Below are 16,920 nucleotides of genomic sequence, written 5' to 3'. Positions count from 1 at the left end.
GCGAGTCGGCGGCCCGGTGAGGCGAGGGCCCGGCGTCTGCGAGGCGGCGCTCAGCCGACGCGGTGGGCGAGGTAGAGACCCAAGCCGAGCAGTACGCCGTACGCCAGCAGGAACAGGCCGGTGCCGGCCAGCGCCGGGATGAGGTCGCGGCCCTTGCGACCGCTCAGCACCGTGCGCAGCGGCGGGACCGCGAGGACGCCTGAGACGAGTCCGAGCAGCGCCCACGTGTGACTGAGGCTCGCCACGATTACGCACGCCAACGCGGCCACGATCAGGACGGCGTACAGCGTGCGCGTCGCTGGGTCGCCGATGCGGACGGCCAGTGTGCGCTTGCCCGACTCGGTGTCGCCGGGTATGTCGCGCAGGTTGTTGACGACCAGCACTGCACAGGCGACGGCGCCGACACCACAGGCACCCGCCCACGCGGCGGCGTCGAGCTCCTTGGCCTGGGTGAACGTCGTGCCGAGCACGGCGACGAGGCCGAAGAAGATGAAGACGAAGAGCTCGCCGAGGCCGAGGTAGCCGTACGGCTTCTTGCCGCCGGTGTACTTCCACGCGGCCACGATCGCGAGCGCGCCGATGAGCAGGAACCAGGGCGTGTTGGCCAGCGTGATGAGGGTCAGGCCGGTCAGGGCAGCGACGCCGAAGGCGATGAACGCCGCCATCTTGACGTTGCTGGGCTGGGCCAGTCGTTGCCCCACGAGCCGCACCGGCCCGACCCGGACGTCGTCGGTGCCGCGGATCCCGTCGGAGTAGTCGTTGGCGTAGTTGACGCCGACCTGCAGGGCGACCGAGACGAGGAGGGCCAGCAGGGCGTAGCCGGGGTTGGCCTCCTCCAGGGCGTACGCGGCGCCGGTGCCCACGAGGACGGGCGCGACGGCGGCGGGCAGGGTGCGGGGACGAGCCCCTTGCACCCATTCCTGCAGGGTGGCCATAGGTGTACTCCGGTTTCGTTCAGGGTGAGTCAGGTGGGTCGGGCCTCAGAGGCCGCGCAGGAAGTCCGGGTCGTCGTCCGGCCCGCGCGGGCCGAGGGTGCGCGGGCGCTGGCTGGGACGCCGTCGGCGACCGATCGCGATCCACGCGATGGCGCCGAAGGGCGGGGCCAGGACGATGAGCGCGATCCAGACCAGCTTGGGCAGGTGCTGCAGCTCGCCCTCGTCGGTCTGGATGCAGTCGACGAGGGCATAGACGACGACGCCGAAGATCATCAGGGGGAGGATCACGCGGATCATCACTCACCTCTCGTCTTTGCCGACCGTGTCGGCCAAGTCTCCCATCCCGGCAGCGCGGCGATCGCAGCCCGGTCGGGCTTGCCGGGACCGCGCGCCGGGATCGCCTCGAGCGCGAGCAGGCGACGGGGCAGGGCGTACGCCGGGAGCGCGTCACGCAGCAGATCTCGCACCTCCGCGAGGGCCGGGGCCGGGCCGGGTCGTACGACGACCGCGAGGCTCACGAGCTGCCCCCACTCCTCGTCGGGTGTGCCGACGGCGACGGCTTCGGAGACGCCTGGAAGGTGGGCCGCCGCTTCCTCGACGACGCGCGGTGCGACCTTGACCCCACCGCTACTGATCAGGTCGTCGCGCCGGCCGAGGACCTGCAGCACGCCGTCCTCGATGGCACCGATGTCGTCGGTCCAGAACCGCCGTTGCCCGTCCGCTGCGGTGTCGAACGCCGCCCCGGTTCGTGCCGGATCGGCGAGATAACCGGCCGCGACGGTCGGGCCGCTCAGCCCGAGCCGCCCCTCGTCGCCGACCGTGACGGTGGTGCCGTCCAGCGGAAGCCCGGCGTAGACGCAGCCACCGGCGGTCTCGCTCATGCCGTAGGTCGGCAGGACCGTCAGCCCGGCCTCGGCCGCACGGTCGAGCAGCGCTGGCGGCGACGCGGCACCACCGAGCAGGATCGCGTCGAACGTGGCGAGCGCGGCAGGACCGTCCGGATGGTCGAGCAGCCGGGTCAGCTGGGTCGGGACGAGCGCGGTGTAGCGCCGGCTCGGCGACATCCACGCGGTGGCATCGACGAAATCGGTTGGTACAAAACCACTTTCGAGGTTGAGCAGGATCGGGATGGTCCCGCCGACCAGGGATCGGACCAGGACCTGAGTGCCTGCGATGTGGTGTGCCGGCATCGTCAGTAACCATTGTCCGCGCCCGCCGAGTCGCGCATGGGTGGCGGTCGCGCTGGCCTCGAGGTTGCCTCGCGTGAGCAGGGCTCGCTTGGGCGGACCAGTGGACCCGGAGGTGCTGGCCACGAGGGCGAGATCGTCTGGCAGGGCTGCGTCGTCGTACGCCAGCTCGGGCCTGGGAGTGCCTGCGGCGTACGGCAGGAGGGCCGGGCCGGTGCCGTCGAACACCTTCGTGAGCGCCTCGACGTACGCCGGCAGACGGGCCGGGTCGACGGCGAACGGTTCGAGGGCTGGCACGGCTCTCACAGTACGAGCCGTGCGCCGGCCGCTCGACGCCCAGGTGTTGAATGGCCGCCATGACGCGACCTGTGGCAGTGGTGACCGGGGCGAGCAGCGGGATCGGCCGGGCCAGCGCACGCCGTCTGGCGGCCGAGGGTTTCGAGGTGATCTGCGCGGCGCGGCGGACGGACCGGATCGAGGCGCTCGCTGCGGAGATCGAGGGGCGAGCGGTGACCTGCGACGTGACATCGGCCGACGACATCGCCGCGCTCGCGACCGAGGTCGGCCCGCGGCTCGACGTCCTCGTGGCCAACGCCGGCGGAGCAATCGGCACCGAGCCGGTCGTTGACGCCAACCTGGACGAATGGCGAACGATGTTCGAGACCAACGTGATTGGCGTCGTCCGCTCAGTGCAGGCGTTGATGCCTGCCCTGATCGCTGCTGAGGGCGAGGTCATCGTGATGGGGTCGGTGGCGGCGCACGTGTCGTACGAAGGTGGTGGCGGCTACGTCGCGGCCAAGCACGCGGTGCGGGCGGCGATCGGCTCGCTACGCCTGGAGGCGTACGACCAGCCGGTCCGGATCTGTGAGATCGACCCCGGCATGGTCGAGTCCGACGAATTCGCGCTGGTGCGTTTTCACGGCGACGCGGAGAAGGCGGCCGCGGTCTACGCCGGGGTGGTCGATCCGCTGCAGCAGGAGGACATCGCCGACTGTGTGGCGTTCGTCGCGACTCGTCCCAAGCACGTCAACATCGACTCACTGGTCGTCCGGCCACGAGCGCAGGCCGCCCAGCACAAGGTCCATCGCCGCTGAGCCGGCGGGAGTTCGGATGCCTGGATGCTTCGGCCCACGGCAAAGGCCCACCTGCATGACCGGGACTGATGTCCTCGGCCAGCGGGTGGGCCTTCGTGGACGCGACAAACGCGTCACCCGTGGCGCCTCCCCAGTGTGACCCTCGCCTAGGTTCCGCCACGGAACGGCCGCAGGCAACGTTTCGGGTATAGCCGAATGGAGCAGATTCCGGCAGTCTGTGAACGTGATCGAGATCGAGCTGGACGGCGTCGACCTCGGAAGGGCGCGCTTCGCCGCGGATCCGCTGTGGGAGGCGATCGCCAGCCTCTCGGTCATGCAGCGCCCGCGGGCGGAGGCGGTGCACGGTCGGCTGCGTGAGCACTTCGGGCTGATCGACCGCTCGTCGATGTGGTTGCTGAACGAGCTGTGCGGTGACCCTCGGTGGTTCCCCGACTTCCTGGGGCCCGAGCCGATCAGTGGGCGCCGGGACCCCGAAGCCCGGGTCGCCCAGGTGGCCGACGCCGATCTCGAGATCGTGCGGGGCGACCTAGACGTCGTACGCCGCTATCTCCCGCAGTCACCACTCCTCGACCTCTCACCGCAGGAGCTGAGGAGGGCTGCGGCGGCCGCGATGCACGTCTACTGGACCGCGGTCATGGCGCCGCTGTGGGGCCGCCTCGAGGCACTCGCCGACGCGGATATCGCCTACCGCTCATCTCAGCTGGCAACGGAGGGTCTGGCCGCGACCGTTGGTGGCCTGCATGAGCGAATCAAGTTGGAGCACAACACGATTCGCGTGCAAGCTCCGACCGAGCGTCGGGTGCGGAGCCGAGGTGGGCTCTGGCTGGTGCCCTCGGTGTTCCAATGGCCGACCGTCGCTGTGCAGTACTCCAGCGAGATGCCCGTGCTGTGCTACCCCGCGCGAGGTTCGGGCCTGCTGTGGGAGCACCCCCGTCGTCCGACGGCTCGACTCGACCGGCTCCTTGGCCGGACGCGCGCGGAGGTCCTGCGGCGTACGGACCTCCCGATGAGCACGACGGCGCTGGCGGACGCGGTCGGTCTGTCCAAGCCGACGGTCAACGGACACCTGCGAGTGCTGGCTGACGGTGGGTTGGTGCGCGCTCGGCGGCAGGGCAAGCAGGTGCTGTACGAGCGCACCAACCTGGGCGATGACGTCCTTCGCTCCTCGATCTGACCGGACCGCCTATTGGCTCGCGGGTGCCGGTGGCGGGCCGACGCTCTCCCGCCGAACGAGGGTCGGTGCGATGAGGGTGGGGGCGCGGTCGTCGCTCGAGTCCATCAGCTCGACCAGTCGGCGCACCGCGCGCGCCCCGACGTCGGCAAAAGGCTGGCGCACGGTGGTCAGCGGAGGATGGGCGTACGCCGCGAGTGGGACGTCGTCGACGCCGACGACCGAGATGTCGTCCGGGACCCGTCGACCTGCTCTGACGAACGCATGCAGCACCCCGAACGCCATCTCGTCGGACGCGACGAACACTGCGGTGACGCGCGGATTGTCTGCGAGGACTCGCCCGGCGTGATGGCCGGACTCCGGGGACCAGTCCCCGATCAGAATCGGCGGCTCGTCGCGTCCGGCTGCCTTGAGGGCCGAGCGCCATCCTTCTGTACGTCCCACCGTGTCGACCCAGGTGGTCGGACCTGAGACGTAGTGGACGGTCTGGTGGCCGAGGGAGAGGAGGTGCTCGGTGGCGATGCGGCCCACGGCGATCTGGTCGACCGCGACGATCTCGGTCGAGGACGTGCGTGAGCCGTCGATCGCCACGGTTGGCGTCTCGGCCGTGAGCCGTTCGATCGTGGCGTCAGGGTCGATCAGCGGCGCGGCGAGCACGATCCCGTCCACGTTCTGGCGGCGGAGCTGGGTGAGCGCCTGGGCCACGGCGGTTGCCGTCGGGGTCCGGACGCCGACATCGCTGACCCGGTAGCCGGCCGTGCGGGCCGCGCCCTCCACCGCCTTGGTCACCATTCCTCTGGTCACGGTGTCGCCCTCGATCGTGACCAGTCCGATGACGCGGGTACGACCTGAGGCGAGGGCGCGGGCCGCGGCGTTGGGTTCGTACCCGAGCTGTTCGGCGGCCCACAGGACCCTGGACCGTGTCTCGGCGTTGACGTGGGGTCGACCCGACAGAACGCGAGAGACGGTCTGACTCGATACACCGGCCTTGGCTGCGACATCGGCCATCGACAGCCGGCCGGCACCGGCACGCGTGCGGGACATGACATCTCCCTCGTTCAACTCTTGAGAGACGCTAACAGGTCGTTGCCTGTCCAACTCGGCCGCCTCTTCATCTGCCATTCCGGGCAATCGAGGAGAAGATTTGGCAAAGCCCTGTTAGCGCTAACACAAACGGGCTAGCATCCCCCGACATGCGGACTCTCCAGCTTGTGGGCGCGACGGCGCTGGCCCTGTCCTTGCTCGCCACATCTGGCGCGGCTGCGTCGCCGGCGCGTGCCGCCAGTCCGCCCGTGGGGCCGGTGGCCACGGCCTCCAGCATTCCGACCACGACGTCGGGAGCCCCGCAGTCGATCCCGGCCCTGGCCACCTGGACGCCGGCCTCGGGACGCTTCACCTTCGAGACCAGGACCCGCCTGGTCGGCCCGCGATCGCTGCGCCCGCTGCTCAAGCAGACGAGCAATGACCTGTCCGGCATCGTGGGTCACTCGGTGCCCGTGAGCGAGGGCGCTGCACGTGCGCACGATGTGGCGCTGGCCCTGGACCCGCAGCGGCGTGACCTGGGTGACGAGGGCTACGCCGTCACGGTCGGAGACACGATCACTCTCACCGCCGCGACCGAGAACGGACTCTTCCTCGGGACCCGCACGGTCCTGCAGTGGGCGACGCTGGCGGCTGCCCCGGGTAGCGCACCCTCGGCGCTGGCATCCGTTCCGGCCGGCTCCAGTGTCGACCGGCCGACGTACCCAGAACGCGGTGCGGGCGTCTGCGCCTGCCAGATCCAGGTCTCGGTGGAGGCCGTCAAACGGCTGATCACCGAGGCGTCGTACTACAAGCTGAACCAGCTGTGGATCGAGACCAAGCTGGCGTCGAAGGCCTACCCCATGGCGAACTTCTGGGCGTACTTCACACCTGCGCAGGCGACCGAGCTGCGCGACTTCGCGAGGCTGCACCATGTCGACCTCGTCGTCGAGGTGAACTCGCCGGGTCACATGGGCACCTGGCTGTACAAGTACCCCGAGCTACAGCTCACGAGCTCCGCCGGTGAGAAGCAGCCGGACCGGCTCGACATCACGCGTCCCGAAGCCTTGACCTTCGTCAAGCGGCTGATCGATGAGAACCTCGCCGCGTTCGGCACCACGACCTGGCACATGGGCGCGGACGAGTACATGCTCGGCTCGGACTACGACCAGTACCCGCAGATCCTCGCAGCGGCGCGGGCGAAGTTCGGCCCGGACGCGACTCCGAGCGACGCGTTCATCGACTTCATCAACCAGGTCAACACCTACGTCCGGTCCAAGGGCAAGACCCTGCGTGTGTGGAACGACGGCATCCCTACGACGCCCGGCAAGGCGAAGCTCGACCCGAGCATCGTCGTCGAGCACTGGTACGGGAAGGGCCGGACACCGTCCAATCTCCTGGCCGACGGCCATGACGTGCTGAACGCGTCCCAGTCGCTGTACTTCGTCCGCGGCTCGTACTCTCCGAACGTCCCGAAGCTATGGGCGGACAACTGGACGCCGCTGGACTTCGACGGCTCGAAGGTTTCGCCGACAGCGGGGCCGGGCAAGGTGCTGGGCGCCAAGCTGACCGCGTGGCCCGACAACGGCGCCGGCGACACCGAGAACCGCATGGAGCAGAAGATGCACCCGACTCTGCGGTTCGTCGCGCAGGCCACCTGGGGCAGCCCGCGCCCGGTGAGTGCGTACGCCGACTTCGCATCGCTCGGCACCACCCTCGGCAACGGCCCCCACTGGCAAAACGTCGACTACAGCCCCCTTCCCGAGGGCTCGTTCTCGATCACGCAAGGACGAGCGTCGATGACTGCGGGCGCGACCGTTGAGGCCCCGGTCACGATGAGCACCGGCGGGACGCCGCAGCAGTGGAGGTTGACCCCGACGGCGGACGGCTACTACACGATCGACAACCGTGCAGGACGTTGCCTGGATGTCGTCGGCGCCGGCACCAAGCTCTGGCTGGGTGTACCGACCGAGTCGGGGATCGCACCGCAGGCCACTCCGTGCGATGCGTCGCGCAACCTCCAGAAGTGGTGGATCCGTCCAGCAGCGGGTGGCGGCTTCACGCTGCAGAACGCGATTGTCCTGCAGCCGTTGGCGATCGGGGCGCGCGGTGCCGCGACCGTCACGCAGGAGGCGCCGGATCAGCATTCGCCGGCCGTGCTGCGGATCGAGTCCGGCGCTCCGACGGTCTCCGTCAAGGCCGCGACGCTGGTCAGCGGTCAGGCGACGACAGCCACCGTCTCCGTCGTCAACACCACCGGATCGAGGCTGACGTCGGTCGCGGTCCGGGTGACGGGTCCGAAGGGTTGGTCGGTGACGCCGTCCTTGCTCCAGGTGGGCTCACTCGCCCCGGGTGCGACTTGGTCAGGCAAGGTCACGGTCACCGCTTCGACCTCCGGCGCCGGCTCGGCTGACCTCACGGCGACCACGAGCTACCGCTCGCAGGGGACGACGAAGAGCAGTACGACGACCACGCCGGTGCGCTTCAGCTGCGCCGCCGCACCCAGCAAGCCGGCGAGCGTCGTACGAGTGGACAGCGCCGAGATGACCGAGGAGCGCACGCCGGGCACCAACGCGATCGACGGTGACCCAGCGACGTTCTGGGGCACGCAGTGGTCGCCTAGTGACGCGCCGTTGCCGCACGAGATCGTGGTCGACCTGGGGTCCTCCCGCTCGGTCTGCAGTGTGGGAGTGCTTCCTCGTCAGGACTCCCCGAACGGCCGGATCGCTGACTACGCCGTCTATGCCACGGACGACCCGGCAGTTGCGGCGGGTACGGACCTGGCGGCCTGGGGCGAGCCTGTCGCCAAGGGGCGGTTCTCGGCCGGCAGCCTGGTCCAGGCCGTCGACTTGAAGGCCGCCGTGCCCGGGCGATACGTCATGCTGCGAGCGCTCTCGGAGCAGAGCGGCAAACCGTGGACCTCAGTCGCGGAGCTGACTGTCGACGCGCACTCCTAGAAGTACCAGGGGAAGGCGGACCAGTCCGGGTCGCGCTTCTCCAGGAACTGGTCGCGGCCCTCGACGGCCTCGTCGGTCATGTACGCCAGCCGGGTCGCCTCTCCCGCGAAGACCTGCTGACCCATCAGCCCGTCGTCCGTGAGGTTGAACGCGAACTTCAGCATCCGCTGGGCCTGTGGCGACTTGCCCATGATCTCGCGCGCGGCCTGCAGCGCCTCGGCCTCGAGTTCGGCGTGGTCGGCCACGATGTTGACAGCGCCCATCCGGTGCATGTCCTCGGCGGAGTAGGTGCGGCCGAGGAAGAAGATCTCCCGGGCGAACTTCTGGCCGACCTGCTTGGCGAGGTAGGCCGACCCGTAGCCGCCGTCGAAGGAGCCCACGTCGGCGTCGGTCTGCTTGAACCGGGCGTGCTCACGCGAGGCGATGGTCAGGTCGCAGACGACGTGCAGCGAGTGCCCGCCGCCGGCCGCCCAGCCGTTGACCACAGCAATGACGACCTTGGGCATCGTCCGGATCAGTCGCTGCACCTCGAGGATGTGCAGGCGCCCGCCCGCAGCCTTGACCCGCGCCTGGTCCACGGTGTCCGCGGTCTCGCCGTCGGCGTACTGGTAGCCGCTGCGCCCACGGATGCGCTGGTCGCCACCTGAGCAGAACGCCCACTTGCCCGCGCTGCCGGTGCCCTCGGGCCCGGGGCCGTTGCCCGTCAGCAGGACGCAGCCGACGTCCGGGGTCATCCGCGCGTGGTCCAGCACGCGGTAGAGCTCGTCCACCGTGTGCGGGCGGAAGGCGTTGAGCACCTCGGGACGGTTGAACGCGATGCGGACGCAGCCGACGTCCTTGGCGCGGTGATAGGTCAGATCGGTGAGCTCGAAGCCGGGCACCTCCTCCCAGGCGGAGGGGTCGAACGGGTTCGCGGTGGTTGCTGCGTCAGTCACGCAGCCGACTGTATGACGACGGGTCGTACGACAACGGCCGGGCTCGGGCCGAAGGTTCAGATCGTGGCGCTCGTCTTGATCGCGTCGAGGAACCATCGATCGTGAGTCCACGAAAGCGTGAACCGGTAGTGACGACGAGAGTCCGGTCCGACAAGCACCGTTCGCCCTCGCTTGTCCGCGATTCTTGCTGGGAGTTCATGGCCGATGCCTTGAACGACAACAGACGAATCTCCGGTCTGGGTGACCTTCAACTCGCTGAGGTCCAGGAAGTCACTCTTCCCGTGCCACTTGTTCTGAAGTAGCACCTCAATCTTGCCGCCGTGGCTGTAGCAGGCTGCGCACCGCCCTGAGCCATAACCGATCAGCTGCGCCTTGTTCGGGTTCTTGATCGCTTCGTTGTATGCGGCGAAGTAGCTGAGAACGAAAGAGCGCGCAGCCGCTTGAGACTTCTGGCGAGCCGCTGCCGGCAATCTCGCCGGTCGGCCGGGCATCGATGTGTCCATGGGGAACGGTGGAGGCGTCGATGGGACCACGTACGAAGATGGAGCACTCGCTGTCGGAATGCGGTCGGCCGAAACTGAGGCGCCTCCGTCAGGCACTTCGGCGGTGTGACCTGAGGTGCTCGCCGAGTCGCAGGCCGACAAGCCGATGGCGAGGAGTCCCGATAGAGCCCAGCCGCTCAACCTGAAAACGTTCATGTGCTCAGTCCTCCTCTGCCGCGCGACGCGAGCCTCTCGAGGCGCGCCGAGTGCAGCACGCACACGATCGTCGCCACATTGATAGTGCTGAACACGAGATAGGCCGGGAGAAGGTCGGGGACGCGAAATAATGCGGACCCCCACGAAGCAAAATATGCGGCCCAGACAAGAACAACGAGCGTAGGTATCTGTGCTGCTCCGACCAGTAGGGCGAGAGATAACCCAAGCTTGCACGACGCCACTAGCGCAGACATGACGAGGATCAAGACCGTTGCTCCGGCATACGTCGCGAAGACGGACCAATAGGCGACGTTGACAACCTCTGAGACCGAACGATCTCGCGATGGGAAGTCGCGTTGGATCATCGCGGTCCAAAGCTCGGCGAACCCGATGACATACAGGAACCCAAAGGCGCGGCCAAGAGTCCGGACAGGTCTGTCGGAAGCGGAGCGCTCGGCCATGGCTCCAGCCTCCGACGATCCGCGGACCAGCGGATGCGTAGTCCTACGCGCCATCCCTGCGGACTTGCACGAGCGGGTGACGACCGGCCCGTAGGGTCGGGGCATGTCTCGACCGCGGTACATCGCCGACTTGCGCGAGCACATCGGCACCCGACTGCTGTGGCTGCCCGGCGCGACGGCGTACGTCCTGCGCGAGCACGAGGGCGAGACCGAGCTGCTCCTTGTGCGGCGCGCCGACAACGGTCGCTGGACGCCGATCTGTGGCATGACCGACCCCGGCGAGGAGCCCGACGTGACCGCGGTGCGCGAGGCGCTCGAGGAATCCAAGGTGCACATCGAGGTCGAACGGCTGGTCAGCGTGCAGGCGCTCGCCATCACGACCTATCCCAACGGTGACCAGGTGCAGTATCTCGACCACGCGTTCCGGTGCCGCTACGTCAGTGGTGACGCCGGCGTCGGTGACGAGGAGTCGACGGACGTCGGATGGTTCGCGCTCGACCGGCTGCCGGACCTGCAGGATCGGTTCCTGAGCCATCTGAAGCTCGTCCTCGACCCCGGACCTGGAGTCCTGTTCGGCCGTGAAGGGCGTCAGGCGTGACCCGCCCGGCGCTCGATGACCTGCTCGACGGTCTCCGGGTTGTCCAGCTGCCGCTCAACACCCGCTTTCGGGGGGTCCTCGAGCGCGAGATCGCTTATGTACGAGGCCCATTGGGCTACGGCGAGTTCGCGCCGTTCCTGGAGTACGACGCCGCGGAGGCCTCCCGTTGGCTCGCCTCCGCGATCGAGGCGGCGTGGGTGGGCTGGCCGGCCGCGGTGCGGTCGAGCGTGCCGGTCAACGCGACGGTTCCCGCTGTGCCGGCTGACCAGGTGGCAGACGTCCTCGGTCGGTACGACGGCTGCCGGACGGCCAAGGTCAAGGTCGCCGCACCGGGGCAGAGCCTTCAGGACGACCTCGACCGGGTGGCCGCGGTCCGCGACGTGATGGGGCCGGACGCGGCGATCCGCGTCGACGCCAACGGCGGCTGGGACGTCGAGCAGGCGAGGGATGCGCTGAGCCGGCTGTCGTCGTACGGGCTGGAGTATGCCGAGCAGCCGTGCGAGACGGTCGAGGAACTGCGTGACCTGCGAGTTGCGTTGGCGCATCAAGGGATTGACGTGCTCGTGGCTGCCGACGAGTCGATCCGCAAGGCCGACGATCCGTTGAGGGTGGTGGAGCTCGAGGCCGCTGACGTGGCGGTGATCAAGGTGGCTCCCCTTGGAGGCGTTGCTGCTGCTCTGGAGGTCGCGTCCGCGTGTGGCATCCCTGTGGTGGTGTCGAGTGCGCTCGACAGCTCAGTCGGGATGGCTGCAGGAGTGGCTCTGGCCGCTGCGCTTCCGGAGCTGCCCTATGCGTGCGGGCTCGGCACGCTTGAGCTCTTCAGCGCTGACGTCACCGCGAAAAGCCTTGTGCCCCAACGGGGTTCGGTCGATGTGCGCGATGTCGACGTGGAGACTGCGCTGCTCCACCGGTGGGAGGCGCCGGTCGAACGCCGCCAGCACTGGGCTCGACGTGTGGCGGAGTGCTACACGCACTTGAGCTAGGCGGAGCCGCTCAGCCGACGAGGGCCTGGACCGTGTCGAAGACGTCCTTGCTGGCGGCGACCAGCAGCGCACCCTCCACATCCGTCGGGAGGTAGGGCGTGCCGTCCGTGCGGGCGACGTAGCCGCCGACCTCGCGCACCAGCAGCGCACCGGGTACGTGGTCCCAGGGCTTGGTGCGTCCGTAGAGGATGTAGTCCGTGCCGCCGGTGCACAGCTGGGGGTAGTCCACGCCGCAGCAGACCCACGAAAGGTCAAGTGGCGCAAGGGAACCCAGCGATGTGCCGACCATCGAACGGCGCGAGGTCACGCCACGCAGGGCGGCCAGGTCCGGGGTGAGGTCGGGGAGACGGTTGCCGTTGTCGTACGCGCCGGCACCGTGCTCGGCAACGAAGGCGTGCTGCAGCTCGGGCTGCCAGATCCAGGCGCGGACGATGTCCTGTCCCTGGATCTCGCTGACCATGACGGCGTGGTCGGGTGAGCCGTGCACGAAGTTCTTGGTCCCGTCGACCGGGTCGACCGTGAACCAGTGATCGACCGTGGTCAGGCTGTCGAACAGCTGCGGGTGGGCCGACGCCGCCTCCTCGCCGAAGATCAGGGCGTCCGGGTAGGCGGCCTGCAGGCGTCGGGTGATGATTTCCTCCGCCTCGTGGTCGGCCACCGTGACGAAGTCGCCCGGGTTCTTCTCCATCACTTCGCCGTCAGCCAGCGCCCGGAAGCGAGGGGTGATGACTTCGGCAGCAACTTCTTGGAGCATCGCCAAGACGGCATCGGAGTCCACGCGGCAAGTGTGCCGGACGACCGGTCCTCCCAGCCCGGCGCCCTGACGATCAGGTGTGAAGGACGACGGCGAGTCCTTGTCCGACGCCGATGCACAGGGTCGCCAGGCCCCACCCGCCGCCGCGACGGCGCAGCTCGTGAGCGAGCGAGCCGACGATGCGGGCGCCGGAGCAGCCGAGCGGATGCCCGATCGCGATGGCGCCGCCGTTGACGTTGACGATCTCGGGGTCGAGGTCCGGCCAGGACCGCAGGCAGGCGAGTGACTGGGCGGCGAAGGCCTCGTTGAGCTCGACCACGGCCAGGTCGGACCACGCGATGCCAGCACGCGCGAGCGCCTTGTTGGCCGCCTCGACCGGGCCGATCCCGAAGACGCGTGGGTCGACCGCGTGGACGGCGCGGGACACCACGCGTGCCAAGGGCTCGGGACCGCCGAGCGCGGCGAGTCCGTCGTCGTCCGCCAGGAACATCGCTGCCGCGCCGTCGTTGAGTGACGAGCTGTTGCCCGCGGTGACGGTGCCGTCCTTGCGGAAGGCCGGCTTGAGCCGTCCCAACGCCTCGACCGAGGTGTCCGGGCGGATGCCCTCGTCCCGCACGAGGTCGGTGCCGTCGACGGAGGCGACCTGACCGTCGTACAGCCCGTTGTCCCAGGCCTTCGCCGCGAGCTGGTGGGAGCGGACGGCGAACTCGTCCTGCTCCTCGCGACTGATCGACATCTGGTCGGCCAGCAGCTCGGCGCTCTCGCCGAGAGCGATGGTGTGCTCGTCCGGCATCTCCGGGTTGACCATCCGCCAGCCCAGGGTCGTGGAGTGCAGCGTCTCGTGGCCGCGGGCGTAGGGGCGGTCCGGCTTGAGTATTACCCAGGGCGCGCGCGACATCGACTCGACGCCGCCGGCCAGGACGAGTGAGGCGTCGCCGGACGCGATCGCGCGGGAGCCGTTGATCACGGCCTCCATGCCCGAGCCGCAGAGGCGGTTGAGGGTCGCGCCGGGCACCGAGGTCGGCAGGCCCGCGAGCAGTGTGGCCATCCGGGCCACGTTGCGGTTGTCCTCGCCGGCGGCGTTGGCATCGCCGAGGAGTACGTCATCGATGCGGGCCGGGTCGAGGTCGGAGTGGCGGGCGACCAAGGAGCCGATCGCGCTCGCCGCGAGGTCATCCGGGCGTACGCCGGCGAGTGCCCCGCCGTAGCGACCGATCGGCGTACGGACAGCGTCGACGACCCACACATCACCCATGCGGGTCAGTATCGCTGGCGACCTCTCAGCGGCGGTCGTCGGCGTCGTCGAGGGCCTTGGTCAGCAGGTGCGCGAGGGTGCCGCGCTCGGCAGTGGTGAGGGCGCCGAACAGGTCACCCGTCCCCTCGACGCGCGCCTGGTCCATCGACTTGCGCACCTGGCGCCCCTTGTCGGTCAGAGTGAGGCTGATGGCGCGACGGTCGCTGGGACTGGGGGAGCGGCGTACGAGACCGAGCTCCTCGAGGCGGTCCACCACCTCAGTGGTGGATCGAGGTGCGATGCGCAGGCGCTCGGCGAGTCCGGAGAGCCGCAGCTCGTCCGTGTCGTCGTGCTCGGCCCGGTCGTGGTGCGCAATCACGCGGAAGGCGCGGCCCTGGGCGGGGGAGAGGCCGAAGGGTTCGAGGGCGGTGAGGGAGCGGCGCCGGATGAGCTTGGTGAGCTCGACCATCAGCGAACCGAGGTCGCGCTCAGGCCCGCTCGTCGTCATGGGAATGATCTTAACGATTCGGAGGTTGAGTAATAATGAGGTAACCTCAGCAATGACCTTCACGAAAGGAAGGGATGTGTATGACCAGCCCCATGAACGAGGGAATGCGCGGCCGCCGAGGCGACGGGACCGGCGCACGCAAGGATCCCCAGGACCTGCAGCAGCTGCAGGAGCACCCCGTCAGCATGCGCCGCATCGGCGCACTCTTTCGCCCCTACAAGGGCCGCCTGACCGTCGTCACCGGTCTCATCGTCGCGACGTCGCTCGTCGGCCTCGCGAGCCCCTTCATCACCAAGCACCTCATCGACGACGCGATCCCGCACCAGGACGTCGGCCTCCTGCTGACCCTGGTCGGCCTCATGCTCGGCATCGCCGTGCTGACCGCCGCGCTCGGCGTCGTCCAGACCTGGCTCGCGACCGTCGTCGGGCAGCAGATCATGCACCGGCTGCGCACTGACGTGTTCGCACACCTGCAGCGCATGCCGCTCGCGTTCTTCACGCGGACCCGTGGTGGCGAGCTCCAGTCCCGCCTCACCAACGACATCAACGGCATGCAGTCCGTGGTCACCAGCTCGGCCACCTCGATCGCCTCCAACGTCACCACGGCTGTCGGTACGGCTGTGGCCATGGCCGCGCTCTCCTGGCGCCTGTCGCTGCTGAGCCTCATCGTGCTCCCGCCGGCGATCTATCTGACTCGCCGCGTCGCTCGGCTGCGCCGCACCATCACGGCTCGAGCGCAGCGCGCGCTCGCCGACATGCAGACCCAGATCGAGGAGTCGCTGTCGATCAGCGGCGTCCAGCTGAGCAAGACGCTCGCGTCGGGTCCGCAGCTCTCCCAACGGTTTACGGACACGTCCGTCCAGCTGACCGAGCTCGAGGTGCAGTCCCAGCTCGCCGGCCGCTGGCGGATGGCGTCGATGTCGATCATCTTCGCCGCGATCCCGGCACTCATCTATCTCGCGGCCGGTATGCCCGCCACCAGCGGTGGCATGACCATCGGCACCCTGGTCGCCTTCACGGGCCTGCAGGCTGCGCTGTTCCGCCCGCTCATGGGCGTGCTCAACGTCGGCGTCCAGATCACCAGCTCGATGGCGCTGTTCAGCCGGATCTTCGAGTACCTCGACATGCGTATTGAGATCGACGACCCGACGACGCCAATTGCGTTGGATCGCAAGGACGCTCGTGGTCACGTCACGCTGCGGGACGTGTCGTTCCGGTACGCCGACTCCGACCGTGACGCCATATCCCACGTCTCCCTCGACATCCCCGCGGGCAGCCACGTGGCGCTGGTCGGGGCGACGGGCTCGGGCAAGTCGACCCTGGCGGGCCTGGTGTCACGCCTGATGGACCCGACCGGCGGGCACGTCCGCCTGGACGACATCGACCTGCGCGACATGGCCCTGGCCAACGTCGCCGAGCTGGTCGGTGTGGTGAGCCAGGAGACCTACCTGCTGCACACCACCATCCGCGAGAACCTGCGCTACGCCCGTCCGGACGCCACCGACGACGAGATCGTCACTGCAGCCAAGGCTGCCCAGGTGCACGAGCTGATCCAGGATCTGCCGGACGGCTACGACACTGTGGTGGGCGCGCGCGGCTACCGGTTCTCCGGTGGCGAGAAGCAGCGAATTGCGTTGGCGCGCACCATCCTTCGTGATCCCAAGGTCCTCGTCCTCGACGAGGCGACCAGCGCTCTGGACAACCGCACCGAGCGTGCGGTCCAGGATGCCGTGGACGCCCTGAGCGTCGGCCGCACGACGCTGACGATCGCCCACCGCCTCTCGACGGTGCGCGACGCAGACCTGATCGTGGTCCTCGACCACGGGCAGGCGGTCGAGGTCGGCAACCACGCAGACCTGATGGAGCGCGACGGTCGCTACGCCGCGCTCGTCCACGCCCAGTCGGCGAGCGCGCAGGTGACGTCGTCCGCGAAGGATGCGGTCGGCGTACTCAGCTGACGCAGAACTCGTTGCCCTCGGGGTCGGTCATCACGTGCCAGCTGAACGGGCCCTGGCTGTGGGAGGCGACGTACGCCGCGCCTCGGCTCTCGAGCCGAGCGCGCACCTCGTCGATGTCCTCGCCGGTCCGGACGTCCCAGTGCACGCGGTTCTTGCCAGCCTTCGGCTCGGGCACGTCCTGGAACAGCATCCGCGGCCGGTCGGGGACGTCCGCCTGATCGGTCGGCGAGATCGCGGCCGCGCCGCGCCACACGAGCCGGCCCTGGTGGCGGACCGTCTGGTCCTCCGTGGCCCGGCCCTGCTCGACCATCGACCGGACGAAGTCCTCGTCGGGCGTCTCGACCCGCCAGCCGAGGGTCTCGGCCCACCAGTCCGCCTGGGTCAGGGCGTCCGCGCTGTCGATGGTGGTCTGAATGAAGTAGCTCAT

The 16,920-nt window shown here is 69.0% G+C and carries 16 protein-coding genes; 6 read left to right on the top strand and 10 right to left on the bottom strand.

What is annotated here, in order from left to right:
* Positions 1-50: 50 nt before the first annotated feature.
* The 3 genes from VV02_RS22395 to menE are packed head-to-tail and all read right to left on the bottom strand — an operon-like array spanning position 51 to position 2,419.
* On the bottom strand, positions 51-935 hold the full coding sequence (locus VV02_RS22395) for a 1,4-dihydroxy-2-naphthoate polyprenyltransferase (protein ID WP_052595246.1): 885 nt from the start codon (positions 933-935) through the stop codon (positions 51-53).
* Between the two features lie 45 nt (positions 936-980).
* Positions 981-1,232, bottom strand: coding sequence for a PLDc N-terminal domain-containing protein (locus VV02_RS22390; protein ID WP_052597422.1), 252 nt, complete (start codon positions 1,230-1,232; stop codon positions 981-983).
* Positions 1,232-2,419 carry an o-succinylbenzoate--CoA ligase gene (menE, locus tag VV02_RS22385; RefSeq protein WP_052595244.1) on the bottom strand — a complete coding sequence of 396 codons (1,188 nt, stop codon included), beginning with the start codon at positions 2,417-2,419 and terminating at the stop codon, positions 1,232-1,234. Before menE ends, VV02_RS22390 begins: the two co-directional genes overlap by 1 nt.
* A gap of 59 nt (positions 2,420-2,478) precedes the next feature.
* On the opposite strand from menE, the gene VV02_RS22380 reads away from it, so the two are divergent.
* Both VV02_RS22380 and VV02_RS22375 read left to right on the top strand, forming a co-directional pair.
* Complete coding sequence (locus VV02_RS22380; RefSeq protein WP_052597420.1) at positions 2,479-3,216, top strand: SDR family NAD(P)-dependent oxidoreductase; 738 nt, start codon at positions 2,479-2,481, stop codon at positions 3,214-3,216.
* 223 nt (positions 3,217-3,439) lie between these two features.
* Positions 3,440-4,390, top strand: coding sequence for an ArsR/SmtB family transcription factor (locus tag VV02_RS22375; RefSeq protein ID WP_157063505.1), 951 nt, complete (start codon positions 3,440-3,442; stop codon positions 4,388-4,390).
* Between the two features lie 9 nt (positions 4,391-4,399).
* Here VV02_RS22375 and VV02_RS22370 read toward each other — a convergent pair whose 3' ends face one another.
* On the bottom strand, positions 4,400-5,431 hold the full coding sequence (locus VV02_RS22370) for a LacI family DNA-binding transcriptional regulator (RefSeq protein ID WP_052595240.1): 1,032 nt from the start codon (positions 5,429-5,431) through the stop codon (positions 4,400-4,402).
* 149 nt (positions 5,432-5,580) lie between these two features.
* Here VV02_RS22370 and VV02_RS22365 point away from each other — a divergent pair, with 149 nt between their 5' ends.
* Positions 5,581-8,364 carry a family 20 glycosylhydrolase gene (locus tag VV02_RS22365; RefSeq protein WP_083450361.1) on the top strand — a complete coding sequence of 928 codons (2,784 nt, stop codon included), beginning with the start codon at positions 5,581-5,583 and terminating at the stop codon, positions 8,362-8,364.
* On the opposite strand, the gene VV02_RS22360 is transcribed toward VV02_RS22365, so the two are convergent.
* Entirely contained in the window at positions 8,361-9,299 is a 939-nt protein-coding gene (locus tag VV02_RS22360) for a 1,4-dihydroxy-2-naphthoyl-CoA synthase (RefSeq protein WP_052595235.1), read from the bottom strand. The genes VV02_RS22365 and VV02_RS22360 overlap by 4 nt on opposite strands.
* A 56-nt stretch (positions 9,300-9,355) precedes the next feature.
* Positions 9,356-9,790 (bottom strand): hypothetical protein, encoded by a 435-nt coding sequence (locus VV02_RS22355; RefSeq protein ID WP_157063504.1) that lies wholly within the window; start codon positions 9,788-9,790, stop codon positions 9,356-9,358.
* 771 nt (positions 9,791-10,561) lie between these two features.
* On the opposite strand from VV02_RS22355, the gene VV02_RS22345 reads away from it, so the two are divergent.
* Together VV02_RS22345 and VV02_RS22340 are read left to right on the top strand one after the other, a co-directional pair.
* Positions 10,562-11,056 (top strand): NUDIX hydrolase, encoded by a 495-nt coding sequence (locus VV02_RS22345; RefSeq protein ID WP_052595230.1) that lies wholly within the window; start codon positions 10,562-10,564, stop codon positions 11,054-11,056.
* A complete protein-coding gene (locus tag VV02_RS22340; RefSeq protein ID WP_052595228.1) occupies positions 11,053-12,039 on the top strand; it encodes an o-succinylbenzoate synthase in 987 nt (328 codons plus the stop codon). Before VV02_RS22345 ends, VV02_RS22340 begins: the two co-directional genes overlap by 4 nt.
* A 10-nt stretch (positions 12,040-12,049) precedes the next feature.
* Here VV02_RS22340 and VV02_RS22335 read toward each other — a convergent pair whose 3' ends face one another.
* Genes VV02_RS22335 through VV02_RS22325 form a run of 3 tightly spaced genes read right to left on the bottom strand, consistent with a single transcriptional unit; the run spans position 12,050 to position 14,535 of the window.
* On the bottom strand, positions 12,050-12,817 hold the full coding sequence (locus tag VV02_RS22335) for an inositol monophosphatase family protein (protein ID WP_052595226.1): 768 nt from the start codon (positions 12,815-12,817) through the stop codon (positions 12,050-12,052).
* A gap of 49 nt (positions 12,818-12,866) precedes the next feature.
* Positions 12,867-14,048: a thiolase family protein gene (locus VV02_RS22330; protein ID WP_052595224.1), complete on the bottom strand. Its 1,182-nt coding sequence runs from the start codon at positions 14,046-14,048 to the stop codon at positions 12,867-12,869.
* Between the two features lie 25 nt (positions 14,049-14,073).
* Entirely contained in the window at positions 14,074-14,535 is a 462-nt protein-coding gene (locus tag VV02_RS22325; RefSeq protein ID WP_052595223.1) for a MarR family winged helix-turn-helix transcriptional regulator, read from the bottom strand.
* An 80-nt stretch (positions 14,536-14,615) separates the two neighbouring features.
* Between VV02_RS22325 and VV02_RS22320 the strand changes: the two genes are divergently transcribed.
* Positions 14,616-16,493: an ABC transporter ATP-binding protein gene (locus VV02_RS22320; protein ID WP_083450360.1), complete on the top strand. Its 1,878-nt coding sequence runs from the start codon at positions 14,616-14,618 to the stop codon at positions 16,491-16,493.
* On the opposite strand, the gene VV02_RS22315 is transcribed toward VV02_RS22320, so the two are convergent.
* On the bottom strand, positions 16,486-16,920 hold the full coding sequence (locus VV02_RS22315; protein WP_052595221.1) for a VOC family protein: 435 nt from the start codon (positions 16,918-16,920) through the stop codon (positions 16,486-16,488). The two genes, VV02_RS22320 and VV02_RS22315, sit on opposite strands and share 8 nt — an antisense overlap.

This window comes from Luteipulveratus mongoliensis (genome assembly GCF_001190945.1).
Classification (GTDB): Bacteria; Actinomycetota; Actinomycetes; order Actinomycetales; family Dermatophilaceae; genus Luteipulveratus; species Luteipulveratus mongoliensis.
Note: the sequence above shows the minus strand (reverse complement) of the source record. Positions and strands in the feature narration are given on the sequence as shown.